11 protein-coding genes are annotated in these 12,589 nt (G+C 58.3%); 3 read left to right on the forward strand and 8 right to left on the reverse strand.

Annotated features, from left to right (window positions below; genetic code table 11):
* The 4 genes from BLR29_RS30700 to BLR29_RS30715 all read right to left on the reverse strand — a co-directional run.
* A partial coding sequence (locus tag BLR29_RS30700; protein ID WP_176861109.1) for an efflux RND transporter permease subunit occupies positions 1–1,258 on the reverse strand: 1,258 nt, incomplete at its 3' end.
* 97 nt (positions 1,259–1,355) lie between these two features.
* Positions 1,356–2,594, reverse strand: coding sequence for an efflux RND transporter periplasmic adaptor subunit (locus BLR29_RS30705; RefSeq protein ID WP_092143602.1), 1,239 nt, complete (start codon positions 2,592–2,594; stop codon positions 1,356–1,358).
* A 391-nt stretch (positions 2,595–2,985) separates the two neighbouring features.
* Entirely contained in the window at positions 2,986–3,297 is a 312-nt protein-coding gene (locus BLR29_RS32240; RefSeq protein ID WP_143018564.1) for a hypothetical protein, read from the reverse strand.
* 225 nt (positions 3,298–3,522) lie between these two features.
* Positions 3,523–3,987 carry a pyridoxamine 5'-phosphate oxidase family protein gene (locus tag BLR29_RS30715; RefSeq protein ID WP_092143605.1) on the reverse strand — a complete coding sequence of 155 codons (465 nt, stop codon included), beginning with the start codon at positions 3,985–3,987 and terminating at the stop codon, positions 3,523–3,525.
* Between the two features lie 76 nt (positions 3,988–4,063).
* On the opposite strand from BLR29_RS30715, the gene BLR29_RS30720 reads away from it, so the two are divergent.
* The 3 genes from BLR29_RS30720 (at position 4,064) to gorA (ending at position 8,856) form a co-directional block, all read left to right on the forward strand.
* Positions 4,064–5,509 (forward strand): MocR-like pyridoxine biosynthesis transcription factor PdxR, encoded by a 1,446-nt coding sequence (locus tag BLR29_RS30720; RefSeq protein WP_092143653.1) that lies wholly within the window; start codon positions 4,064–4,066, stop codon positions 5,507–5,509.
* Between the two features lie 301 nt (positions 5,510–5,810).
* A complete protein-coding gene (locus BLR29_RS32245) occupies positions 5,811–6,989 on the forward strand; it encodes a hypothetical protein (protein WP_143018565.1) in 1,179 nt (392 codons plus the stop codon).
* A 514-nt stretch (positions 6,990–7,503) separates the two neighbouring features.
* Positions 7,504–8,856, forward strand: coding sequence for a glutathione-disulfide reductase (gene gorA / locus BLR29_RS30730; protein WP_092143611.1), 1,353 nt, complete (start codon positions 7,504–7,506; stop codon positions 8,854–8,856).
* A 1,330-nt stretch (positions 8,857–10,186) separates the two neighbouring features.
* Here the strand turns inward: gorA and BLR29_RS30735 are convergent.
* The 4 genes from BLR29_RS30735 to BLR29_RS30750 form a co-directional block, all read right to left on the reverse strand.
* Positions 10,187–10,429, reverse strand: a complete 243-nt coding sequence (locus BLR29_RS30735; protein WP_092143614.1) for a DUF6429 family protein — start codon at positions 10,427–10,429, stop codon at positions 10,187–10,189.
* Positions 10,430–11,100: 671 nt separating this feature from the next.
* On the reverse strand, positions 11,101–11,559 hold the full coding sequence (locus BLR29_RS30740; protein ID WP_092143617.1) for a Rid family hydrolase: 459 nt from the start codon (positions 11,557–11,559) through the stop codon (positions 11,101–11,103).
* 53 nt (positions 11,560–11,612) lie between these two features.
* Positions 11,613–12,119: a YkgB family protein gene (locus tag BLR29_RS30745; protein ID WP_092143620.1), complete on the reverse strand. Its 507-nt coding sequence runs from the start codon at positions 12,117–12,119 to the stop codon at positions 11,613–11,615.
* Positions 12,120–12,248: 129 nt separating this feature from the next.
* Positions 12,249–12,488, reverse strand: coding sequence for a DUF2798 domain-containing protein (locus BLR29_RS30750; RefSeq protein ID WP_369804741.1), 240 nt, complete (start codon positions 12,486–12,488; stop codon positions 12,249–12,251).
* Positions 12,489–12,589: the final 101 nt, after the last annotated feature.

Genomic DNA, 12,589 nt, shown 5'->3' on the forward strand with positions numbered 1-12,589 from the left:
CGACGTTTTCCACCACCACGATCGCATCGTCCACCACGATGCCGATTGCCAGCACCAGGCCGAACAGCGACAGCGCGTTGATGGAGAAGCCGAATGCGTGCATCAGGCCGAACGTACCCACGATCGACACCGGCACGGCCAGCAGCGGGATGATCGACGCGCGCCAGGTCTGCAGGAACAGGATCACCACCAGCACCACCAGCGCGATGGCTTCGAACAGCGTGTGGATCACGGCCTCGATGCTGTGACGCACGAACTGCGTGGGGTCATAGACGATGCTGTAGTCCACGCCTTCCGGCATGTTCCGCTTCAGCTCGGCCATGGTCTTGCGCACGTCAGTCGCGATCTGGATCGCGTTCGAGCCCGGCGACTGGCGGATCGGCAGCGCCACCGCGGACTTGTTGTCCAGCAGCGAGCGCAGCGCGTATTCCGACGCGCCCAGTTCGATGCGCGCAATGTCCTTCAGGTACGTGACCGCACCGTCGGGCGAAGTCTTGACGATGATGTCGCCAAACTCCTCCACGGTCTGCAGACGGCCGTGCGCGTTCACCGACAGTTGCAGGTCGGTGCCCGGCAGCGACGGCGACTGGCCGATCACGCCGGCGGCTACCTGCACGTTTTGCTCGCGGATGGCGCGAACCACGTCGGACGCCGCCAGGTGGCGCTCGGCGATCTTCTCCGGATTCAGCCAGACCCGCATCGAGTAGTCACCCGAGCCGAACATCAGCACCTGGCCCACGCCCTGGATCCGCGCGAGGCGGTCCTTCACGTTGATCAGCGCATAGTTACGCAGGTACGTCATGTCGTAGCGGTCGTTCGGCGAAACCAGGTGGACCACCATGGTTAGATCCGGCGAGCTCTTGACCGTGGTGATACCCAGGCGACGCACGTCTTCGGGCAGGCGCGGTTCGGCCTGCGATACTCGGTTCTGCACGAGCTGCTGTGCCTTGTCCGGGTCGGTGCCCAGCTTGAAGGTCACAGTCAGCGTCAGGTTGCCGTCGCTGTTGGCCTGCGAGTTCATGTAGAGCATGTCCTCGACGCCGTTGATCTGCTCTTCCAGCGGCGTGGCCACCGTCTCGGCGATCACCTTCGGGTTGGCGCCCGGGAACTGCGCGCGCACCACCACCGAAGGCGGCACCACTTCCGGGTACTCCGAGATCGGTAACTTGAACATCGAGATGGCGCCGATCAGGAAGATCAGCACCGACAGCACGCCCGCGAAGATCGGGCGATCGATAAAGAATTTCGAAAGATTCATATTGGTCTCGGCGAAAGCAGTCCCCCTGGCCGTCCGCCGGAGTGGACGCTATGAACAACTGCAAGGGGGGAATAAGTTCGGTGTGCTTCGGACGGGCTCAGCTCACCTTGGCCTTGTCGGCTTTCCCCTCGTCCGCCGCCTGCTTGCGGTCGGGCGTGGTGCCACGCGGCTCAAGTTCGCTGCGATAGGCCATCTCCACGCTCTTCACTGCAACGGTGTCGCCGGGGCGCACACGCATCAGGCCATTGACCACGATGTTCTCGCCCGGCTGCAGGCCCTTGCGGATCACGCGCAGCCTTTCATACGACGGGCCGAGGTCCACTTCGCGGTACTCCAGCTTGTTGGCCTTGTCGACCACTAGCACGAACTTCTTGCCCTGGTCGGTGCCGATCGCACGATCGTTGATCAGCACGGCGGGATGCGGCGTGCCGCCACCGAGCTTGACCTTGGCATACAGGCCCGGAAGCAGGCGTCCATCCTCGTTGTCGAAGATGGCGCGCACGCGGATGGTGCCGCTGCGCGTGTCGAGCCGGTTGTCGACCGAATGAATCTTGCCCTTGTGCGGGTTGCCGTCCTCGTTGGCCAGGCCCAGGAACACCGGCAGGTCGCTCTTGCCGCCGCCGGCGCCCGGCGCCGTGTAGCGCAGGTAGCTCTGCTCATCCACATCGAAGCTGGCGTAGACCGGGGACACCGACACCACCGTGGTCAGCGCCGGAGACGCCGCACCGGCGGCCACCAGGTTGCCCACCGTGATCTCGGCACGCGACACCTTGCCCGCGACCGGGGCGACGATGCGCGTGTAGCCCAGGTTCAGCCGGGCCACCTCCAGCGCGGCCTGCGCGCCGCGCACGTCGGCCGTGGTTTCGCTCGCGGCGTTGATCCGCTCGTCGAATTCGCGGCGCGAGATCGCGTTGTCGTCCAGCAGGCGCTGCGCACGGACCTTTTCGGACTGGGCGTGCGAGGCGCGGACCTGCGCGGCTGCCACCGCGGCTTCGGCGCGGGCAACTTCCGCCGCATACGGGCGAGGATCGATGGTGAAGAGCGGATCGCCCTTCTTCACGATCGAGCCTTCGCGGAAATGCACCGTTTCGATCGTGCCGGAAACGCGCGGGCGGATTTCCACGCGATCCACGGCTTCCAGCCGGCCGGAGAATTCATCCCATTCGGTGATGGTCTGGCCCACGGCCGCCGCCACTTCCACGGGAGCCGCCGGCGGCGGGGTGTTGGCCTGTGCTTCCCCGCCGTGCCAGGGGCGCAGTACCGAGGTTGCCATGCCCGCCCCAAGGACCGCCACGATAGCAAAGGCGATCAGCGTGCGTCGAGACTTGTGATTCATCTTTCTTCACTCCGTGTTTCGTTGGATTTGTTCAACTGGAAAAGCTGAAGGTCAGGCCGAACGCTCCTAGTGAGCCATTGGTCCCTTCATGGCTTCATTGCTGCCCTTCAGAGGCTTCTGAGCCACGGTCGATCCGCACCTCAAAGCAGACGTCCAATGCATTGTCATTTTGGGCGGCCGCGGCACTTCGTCCACACATTCATTCCCTTCCACTGCGGCCCCCGTTACTCGGGTCGGTCGAGGCCGGGACATGGAGAACCGCTGCGTCCTCCGACGCAGGACGATCTTGCCGCCGTGGCGAGTCGTGTCATGGGACTCGATATCGCCAATCAGAATGCCCTCCGGGTTGCCGGCTGCGGTGGAATTCAAGCGTGCCTGCCGGGCTTCAAACTCAGCCAGAATTGCCGTCTTTCGCGTCGGATCCCACCGCCGGATCACGTGCGGTAGGCCGTCGGCGATCTTGCCGTTGATCCACCAGCAGTGGCGGATCGTTCTGCAGCAATGCTTTCAGGCGTGCGAAGTCGTGTGAGCAGTGCAGTCCGGCGGTCAATTCCGACCAAGAAAAAAATGCGTCCCGTGCCCAATACGCGTAGATGTCATTCTTGATCGGATCTCTTGCGTGATGCCGCATAAAGCCGGATATTGTTTTCTCGGCGCAGGCTGTGATTCCGTCGTATGTCCATCTCGATTTCACGAGTTTCATAGTTGAACGCAGTATTTACCGACCCGGCAGTGGTCCGTATCCATCGTTAATGGCCATCTGTGACCCTATGTGCTTGCCCAAATCCGCTCCCGTCGAAGACCGCGAGCCCTTCGGTATCGACCGATACGTAGGCCCATGTTCCGACGACCTGTTCCTTCTGCGTCCCGGTTTGGGCCGCCACCCCACGACACGCGGCCGGGCCTCAATGGGCTGCTGTGGCGTCCTTCAATCCTGTTTCCGGACACCGTATTTCGCCATATACACTTCGCGAAGCGCTTCTTGCGAAGCCCCCACTCCGAAGCGGTAGGCCGGCGACAACAGCGACAGCGCCTCGCGGACGTCGATGCGGACGACGTGATTCACCGGATAGTCCGAGCCGTTCGTCCGCCGAACCCACTCTGCGACGTACGTCCGTTCTGGGTCGGCGGTGGGCAGGATACGGGCCATCCCGTTGAAGCGATAGCCGCGCCGGGTGAAGACATCGACGACGTTGATCGAAATCGCCGGATTGCGTCGGAGATTCTCGATGGTCTGAGGCGAGGCGATGTCCGCGAAAAATAGCGCGTCGTCTCGCGCGATTAGCGACGCCTTCGGCGAAAGATTCGGCGTTCCATCTTCATTCACCGTCGCGACGAACGAAAGGAGCGCGCGTTGAATGACTTCGAGCATGTCAGTGGTAAGAATCGGCATCGTGGACCTCAAGTTTGCGGCTGCGGGGCGCTACTGGGGTCTATACTACGAAAGCTATGGAATAGTAGACAGATCCATGATTCGTCATATCGACCACGCCATAATTCACACGCAAACAGGCAAGTTTCCCCCAGTCGACACGGCCTCCACAGAGCCCCTGTACCGGCAGATCTATGCGCGGTTCCGGGGAGCCATTGCGGACGGTCTCCTCGCGCCCGGGGATCGGGTCCCATCGGCCCGCGCACTGGCCGAGGAACTCGGATTGTCGAGAGGAACCATTGACGTTGCCTATGCGACGTTGATCGCCGAGGGGTATTTTCAGTCTCGCGGCCAAGCGGGCACTTTCGTCACGCCGGGTCTGAAGCCCCGGTTGCCGGGACCGGCGGCAGTCCAGCCGCCCGCTCACGCCGCGGGTACGGTGAACATGCGTCCTACTTCGATGCTGCCACTGCAGATGGGACTGCCCGCGCTAGACGCGTTTCCCCGAAAGATCTGGGCCCGGCTAGGCGCGCGATGCATACGTGCCACCCAGATTCCCGAAATGATCTATTCGCCTGCGCACGGCCTGCACCCGTTGCGGACCGCAATTGCCACCTATCTTCAGGTCGCGCGCGGGGTTACCTGCTCTCCATCACAAGTGTTCGTTACCTCCGGATTTCGCAACACGCTGGAGTTGATTGTCCGCGCGCTTCTCAATGAAGGGGACCGGGTCTGGGTCGAAGACCCCGGCTACCCACCCACTCGACAGTTGCTGCAACACGCGAACATTGCGGTCACTCCCGTTCCGGTGGACGAGGAAGGACTGGTCGTCGCCCACGGCGTAAGAGCCGCGTCGCGCGCACGTGCGGCAGTCGTTACACCGGCGCATCAGAGTCCACTTTGTGTGTCGCTATCGCTGCCGCGACGCCTGGCACTGCTTGATTGGGCATCACGAAACCAGGCCTGGATCATCGAGGATGACTACGACGGCGAATACAGGTATGTGAGCCGTCCGTTGCCCGCGCTAAAGAGCCTCGATCGCGACGGGCGCGTTCTCTATGCGGGCACGTTCAGCAAGGTTTTGTTTCCCAGCATTCGACTTGCATACCTCGTGGTACCGGAAGCGCAGGTTGAACGGTTCGAACTGATCAGTCAGATTTTCTCGGGCGGCGGGCCTGAACTAACACAGGCCATCGTTACCGCCTTTCTAGCGGAAGGCCATTTTGCCCGCCATATCCAGCGCATGCGAAAGCTGTACGCGGAGCGCCGGGCGGCTGCCACAAGCGGACTGGAGCGAGCCCTGGGAGCACACATGCGCATCGATCCGCTGCCGGGAGGAATGCATTTAATTCTACGCATGCAGGGTCAAGGATCGGATCGCTCGCTCGCCGAGCGCATACGGAGCCATGGCATGTTTGTTCACGCGCTGACCAGCTGGAGCATCACCGAAAAGGTAGAACCGGCGTTGCTCCTCGGCTTCACCAACATCGACTCCGAGAGCACCGCCGAGAAACTCGGAAGGCGCATCTTGAAGCTCATCTGAGCACGCCAGCAATTCGATCCTGAGAGTTTCGCAAGTGTCATGGCCTATAAATCGGGGCCATTCATGGCCCTTTGCTACTGGACCATATTGGGGCAGCATGAAGGCTCCTTAAACATAGCCCCGTTGAGCGGAACCGCGAACGTCTAGCCGTTGTGAAGGGTATCGATATACCCAATCACGCTCTCCATCGTGCGTCGAAATCCGGTTACCGCACCAACGCTCGTGTTGCAAAGCCGGCCGATTTCCGTTGATTAACCAGTGAGACGGCGGCCCGGCGGAGCCTCTCGCTCGAACGGCGGAAGTGCTTTCTCAAAGCGATCGGGCGATCGCGAGGAAACTCGCCATTCCAATTCTGGTTGCGGCGTTAGCTGCGGACCAGACGACCAATATTCCTCATCGGCGCGGCGTGACTTTAGTCTTGCGCATTGCCACTGCAACCAAATTTATGACCATGACGCATGTCGCAACTGCAAACAACTCGCAAGCTGTGCATTCCTATTGGCATTTGGCCCCCGCTGTCCTAGCGCTGGGTTATCCCTGGTATCTTGCGCGCTTTTACGACGCGGCCGCTGTTCATCATACGTTCACCGCCTTGGCGGCTTTTGCAGTTGTCCTCACAGTTCCGGTAAGCGCCTTCGTCAGCCTGTGTTCCCTCGGACGACAACCGGTGCCAAGCTCACGCGGCGTCATTCTTCAGCGTCTCGCACTTTTCACGTTTGCTACACCACCGCTCTTTGTCATCTTAGGAGTCTTTCTCTATCTGATGAAAATAAGCGGCGCAGACGAAAAAGTCTGGTTGGGTCTCTGGGCCGCAGTGCTCTGCGCCACCATGCTGGCCTTGCTGACGATCCCGCCAGTCGATAAGCGTGCACGCGCGGCCCGCCGCTTGGCACCGGTGCGGGTGATGCATGGCGCAGCATCGGCCGCGATCATTCTCGTTTTCCTTTTCCCGCACCTTGGCAATCATGCGATCGGCATCTTCGGCGCGGACACGCACAAGGCGGTCATGCTGGTCCTGCGTCACGTCTATCGTGCCGGATGGCTCGAGCCCATCTTGATTGCGCTCTTCTTATTCCAGATCGTGAGCGGTCTCGTGCTGTTGTTGCCGAGGCTGGGTGAGAAGCTGGATATCCTTGGTACGCTGCAAACGGCATCGGGTACCTATCTTGTGATATTCATAGCGTCGCATATCAACGCGGTGTTTATCCTCGCTCGATATTTCGGCACCGATTCGGACTATGCATGGGCCACCGGGCTGCCCAATGGTCTCATCGCCGATTCCTGGAATGTCCGGCTAATCCCGCATTATTCACTGGGCGTGTGGCTGATCCTTAGCCACATCGTCTGCGGCCTGCGCACGATCATGCTGGCTCACGGAGTTTCCATGCATCGAGCCAATGTCATTTGCTGGACGTTGATTGGAGGCGCATCGCTGTGGGCTGTAGTCGTCGTAGCCGGCATGGTTGGGATACGGATCTGACGGCCAGTACGCGCCAGGAAGATCGACGATTGCATTCGCCAGCGTTAAGCCGATTACACGGCTCAGGACCAGCGCAAACGGATATTTTCGACCTGTTCTGGTCTACGGAAGCAGTCATCGCGCCGATGGCACATTTCAACGTTTAAGGGAAATTCACTAGGCCGCATATGCCGACGGTCACCCAGCCAATGTCGGATGTTCGAACCCATGAGAATTTTTTTGGAGCGCTATGCCTAGATTTCTAGTCGGTGGGGTCGTACGCTGTGAATCTAGTGAACACTGGATAAAATACCTGCGCGTTCCGCCCCCCCACATTTAAATTCACTGTGTTTTTTGCATCTGATTTTCGAGTTTTGAATACGGATTACGGTGTCGTCAACAAACAGAATATCGGCGAGACGGCACGGCGCTTCATCGGAAGCTACATTTTTATTTTCTGTGTTTGCTAAATTTGGATAGAACCCGGTATGACCGCCTTGCAAGCGCAGGTTGTTTAGTCAAAGAGAGTATAGACATGCATGGTTTTGATTTTGACCTATTTGTAGTTGGCGGTGGGTCCGGTGGGGTTCGTGCCAGTCGTATTGCTGCGTCGCACGGCGCAAGGGTTGGTATCGCTGAGGCGTATCGGCTGGGAGGCACTTGTGTGATCCGGGGTTGCGTTCCGAAGAAGCTCATGATGTACGCGTCTCAGTTTCGCGGCGCATTCGAGGACGCACGCGGATATGGATGGAACATCGAAGGCCCTTTTGTTCACGACTGGTCTCGTATGGTGTCCGCCAGGGACAAGGAAATCGATCGGCTGGAGGGCGTATACCGGGGGCTGCTCGATAGCGCTGGTGTCGTCGTCTTTCAGGGTCGAGCAGAACTGGACGGCCCGAATCGGATCCTGGTCGGTGATCAGATCATCAGCGCTAAAACCATTCTCATCGCGACCGGCGCGGCACCGGTTAGGCCTGATATTCCTGGAGCCAAGTTCATGGCGACGTCTGATGACATCTTTAACCTGCGGAAAGCGCCGTCCCGCATAGCATTAATTGGGGGGGGCTACGTCGCGTGCGAATTCTCAGGAATCTTTAGCGGGCTGGGGGCGCAGGTTGTCCAGTTGCATCGCGGGGAGCAGATTCTCCGGGGATTCGACGATGAACTGAGAGATCACCTTGCGGATCAAATTTCACGCAGGGGTGTTGACCTTCGCTGCGGCATCCAAGTTACGGCGGTTGAGCGTACGCACGACGTTCTGTCCGTCTATCTATCTGACGGCTCAACCTTGGAAGTCGACACGCTGATGATCGCTGCCGGGCGTCAATGCGCCACCAGCAGACTTGGATTGGATACGGTTGGTGTGGAAGTCGACGATATCGGCGCTATTAAAGTAGATCAATTCTCCCGCACTACTAACCCAGGTATCTATGCAGTCGGCGACGTGACTAATCGGGTCAATTTGACACCGGTGGCCGTTCAAGAGGGGCATGCATTCGCGGATACAGTGTTCGGCGGCCGACCCCGAGCAATCTCACATGAGAACGTCCCCAATGCAGTCTTCAGTCAGCCCCAGGCAGCGTCTGTTGGCCTGAGCGAGACGCAGGCTAAGGCGAAGTACCCCAATGTCAAGATATTTGGTAGCTCCTTCCGGCCGATGACGGCAGCGTTGTCGTCTCGAGATGAGCGAGCGCTTATCAAGCTTGTCGTCGACGCGGGCACTGACAGAGTGCTTGGAGCGCACATTGTCGCCACCGATGCTGCGGAGATCATTCAAGGCTTGGCGATTGCGATTAAGTCGGGTGTGAGAAAGGCCGACATGGATGCAACCCTCGGTGTCCATCCGACGATCGCCGAAGAGTTTGTCACGCTACGCGAACCGCGATGAACTTGGATAGAGCGGCGTCCGTAGCCTTCTGTAAGCGAATAGAACCATCGCAGATGATTCCCGCTTCTCGCAGGTCTGTAAGACTTCGACGGGGAACGGCAGTGTCCGTCCGCATGCCAGCCAATGGCATGCCGAATGCATCGGGGCGCAAAAACGTCGCACGGTCCAACAACGCTCGACGCTCGTCAGTCCGTTGGATGCACAACTTCTGCGCCGCCTGGTTACCGGGTGGCGCAGGCCCGGTCACTGTACCCGGTACGACCTGCCTCTGTTTTTACCCTGGCGCTGGGAATCGTCACCTCTTCAAGCTGTGACGAAAAAAAGCCCGTCCGCCGTTACCGCCGTGCCTTCCAGTTCAGTCGAGTGCGCGATGAGCGCGTCAAACGCAGACTGGCCCACCCGCGCCATCCATTCCGCGCGGCCGTGCCAACATGTGAAAATGGCCAGCTGCCGACATTTGGTTCTGGCCTGGACGGTATGTCATATCTCAGCAAAATGGAAATACCGCAACCATAGCCAAGGCCGACACGCTAGACCGGCCTAGCGTCTGCGCAAGACCAGAGGTCCACACCTGACGGAATGGCAAAGTGTCGCACTTCAGATTTGAGGCCGCCGGATCTTCGCGAGAACTTTCTTAATCTCGCTTTTATGTGAGCGTCGAATAAGAAAATTGCAAGATTTGTGTGTGGCAATACCGTGGAGCAGTAATTCGTAGTTCTCTTTAGTGCGGCGGGGGAGGGATATCCTAAGATGTACGGCTTGAAGAAGCGAAGAAATCAGCGTTGTAACACTGATATAACAGCGCGGAATATCAGCGCCCGTATGATTGACTATAGCTCGCCAAACGTGGCTTTTAGACTCATCCTCAACAGTAGCAAGGGCGCTCCGTGGTTTGTAGCCGATAGGTTGAGGAGACCAGGATGAGTAGCGGACTAGCAGCGGTAGTACGAACGCGGGGCACTGCCGAGCCCGAAGAGATTAAGGTAGTGGTAGGGCGCGCGTCGGTACTATCCTCGAATGGCACTTCTTCCTTTATGGAAGTCTACGACCAGTCTCCGCGCGAGCAGCTATTAATTCTCGCGCCTCGGCTATTCCAATTACGCATATTTGGAATTCATGCGCGAAGCCAAAGTAGGGCTCGTTGGACCCAAAATGCATCATGCTTTCTACGGAAGTCCACCGGAGAGCGCCGTATCTCGTGGTTCAACGGATTTGTTCGCGCTACCGAGTCTGGCGGTTGCCCGCGCGCTTTTCAGTTCCTACCGTTCTCGGCATGGAGGTGAACCCGTCGAGATGCGCGAATATCGCAGCCGTGCACCCAACAGAGCGGTCACTCCTCCGATGACCAGCCGAAATATTGCGCGGCGAGTCGCATGGCCTCCCGTAAGCCGATATCGGTCAATTCGACTGTCTTGGCGTGACTTGCCGGATTCCCGACCATGCCCTTCAGATAGAGACGGTCCAGTGCATCCCAGTTTAGGCTTTTCCAGGCGCGTCCGGTTTGTTCACGCAGGTTCAGCCAAAGTAACGCGAGCACTACGGCGTCAATGGCGTCGATGTCTACCGTTTTCATGAGAATCTCCAGTCAAAGGATCGTGCTTCGCCTACTTGCCAGCAGAGCGCAGATTGCTGAACGCGCGCGTTTCTACGCGGTAGTGAGCCACTACAAAATTTCGCAAGCGCGTTGGATCATGTAGCGTCGCCCGGAGTCGAGCATCCACATGGCCCGTCCTTTGCCACCACCAACGTCGAAATCCTCAAGCAGTAGCTGGAGCGCGCCCGTGCGTAGTTGCGACTCGATTAGCGGCCGTGGCAACCGTGCAATGCGGCGCCTATACCGTTGCGGTGAGTTTCACGGCCATGAGATTGGGTGAAATCAGGACGGGATGCACGGCAACCCCCTGGGCGCTATGGCCACTATGGAATTCCCATTGACGGGTCGCGATGGCGGATGTCATCAAGACATCGCCGGCAATGCTGCATTCCAGGCGCCGTCGTCCAATCTGGCACAGTAGGTCGTCACCGGCACCTTCAGCCAATAAGATTGTGGACTTCCCTCACCAGGTCAAAATCGAGGATCCTCACAGCCACTGTTTCCACCGATTGGCGGGCGGCGCCAATCACGCGTTGGAACTGGGTAAAGACCGATTGCCGTGCCGCCAGCACGAGACTACCGGCGCTTGACCCGGCAGCCTATTCTCCTCCGGCACTGCAGCTCCTACGTGGGTATCAACCCGGGCCCACCTATTCTGTAGGCAGCACTGCCCTGAAGACGATTTCGATGAGCTGCTCAGGAAAGGCCAACCTCGAGACCCCAATCAGATTGCTGGCACACTGAGGCCGCGCTTTGGCGTAGGCTTCTTTGCGCACCTTGCCCGCTATCGCAAACGCCGCATCGACATCGAGGACATAGAGCGTCTCTTCTACCACATCGTCAAGGGTGGCACCGAACTGAGCAAGGATCGTTGCAGCGTTTGCATAGGTCACCCGCATCTGCTCCGCCATCATCGAGAATTCGGCAGGCTTGCCGGCTTCATTGAGCGTAGCTGGCGCGATCATGCTGCCCTGGTCGTCGTGGCTGAACTGGCCGGATACATAGATCATGTTTCCTATCTTGATCGCCTGTGCATAGCCGTAATCATCTTCCGCTGGCACACCGTGATAGGCAGCCTCTTTGCCATTCGCCGCGGTCATGTTGGTCATATTTGATCTCCAGTTGAATAAGTCGGCGCCGATATCGGGGCCATTTGTTCAGGTCATGACTTGAGAGCGTTCGGCGACGAGCCCCTTATAGACGCCAGCAGGAGAGAAAGCGATGCAGCCAAAAGAACAAGGTCCTTAAGAAGGAACTGTCCCGGTGCTGCTGAGATTGCCGGAAATCCACCGGCGGTGGCTTCTGCTACGCCAGGGGTGCTCAAAAAGAAGGTGAGCGTAATTAGATAGGTCGCAGCCGACATCGCCGCTCCAAATGCGGAGAAAATTGGCCGGAAGGCTCCGACAATCAGAGCCGCGGCGGTCGATAGCTCAAGTACACCTATAACGTAACTTGCTCCTTGAATTCCGAATAGGCCGTGCAGCCAACTCATAATGGGACTGTTGGCAATAAACGGAGCAATGCCGTTGGCTTCATAAGCGGTGAATTTCATTCCGCCGAACCAAAGAAAGATGACGACCAGCGCCCATCTGAGCAGGGCCAGAGAAGAGGGCGTTCCTATGCTCTTTTCAGCGATTTGCAGGTGAAAGTGATTTGTACGAGTGGTCATTTGTGACTTCCTATCGAAGTTGTATGTGTCTTTGTTAGACAATGGCTGATGGGCGCTTCTTGACGAACGTGCAATTGAGCTGCTTCTGCGGCGACATAGCACCGTCCACGCATCGGCCGGAGCGTTTCCTTAAGAACTAGCTATCATTTTGTCCACCATGCGCCGTATAAAATGAGCAGACAGCATAACAATCGGAAGCATGGTAAGCCAAGAAATGCCCCAAGACTTTAACCAATGTTGGAAAAAAAATCCTTTGCTGATAAATTGAATGCTCGCGATGGCGGCAGCTATTGAACAGGTTATTCCAGCCTGAATTACACCAAACGCGAAGTGACTGTATCGTGAAGGAATTTTCAGCATTTTGATCATTCATAATATCCAAAGACATGCCATGCTGCTCGGACGCATTTGCTACTTCCTGAAGGTTAGGGCCTCCAGGATCCCATGCGTGACAGACTTGCCGTTGCTGT

This window comes from Cupriavidus sp. YR651 (assembly GCF_900101625.1).
Lineage (GTDB): Bacteria > Pseudomonadota > Gammaproteobacteria > Burkholderiales > Burkholderiaceae > Cupriavidus.

Coding starts and splice junctions, on each gene's coding strand:
- BLR29_RS30705 (WP_092143602.1), bottom strand. CDS start 2,594: ATGAATCACAAGTCTCGACGCACGCTGATCGCCTTTGCTATCGTGGCG.
- BLR29_RS32240 (WP_143018564.1), bottom strand. CDS start 3,297: ATGAAACTCGTGAAATCGAGATGGACATACGACGGAATCACAGCCTGC.
- BLR29_RS30715 (WP_092143605.1), bottom strand. CDS start 3,987: ATGCCGATTCTTACCACTGACATGCTCGAAGTCATTCAACGCGCGCTC.
- BLR29_RS30720 (WP_092143653.1), top strand. CDS start 4,064: ATGATTCGTCATATCGACCACGCCATAATTCACACGCAAACAGGCAAG.
- gorA (WP_092143611.1), top strand. CDS start 7,504: ATGCATGGTTTTGATTTTGACCTATTTGTAGTTGGCGGTGGGTCCGGT.
- BLR29_RS30735 (WP_092143614.1), bottom strand. CDS start 10,429: ATGAAAACGGTAGACATCGACGCCATTGACGCCGTAGTGCTCGCGTTA.
- BLR29_RS30740 (WP_092143617.1), bottom strand. CDS start 11,559: ATGACCAACATGACCGCGGCGAATGGCAAAGAGGCTGCCTATCACGGT.
- BLR29_RS30745 (WP_092143620.1), bottom strand. CDS start 12,119: ATGACCACTCGTACAAATCACTTTCACCTGCAAATCGCTGAAAAGAGC.
- BLR29_RS30750 (WP_369804741.1), bottom strand. CDS start 12,488: ATGATCAAAATGCTGAAAATTCCTTCACGATACAGTCACTTCGCGTTT.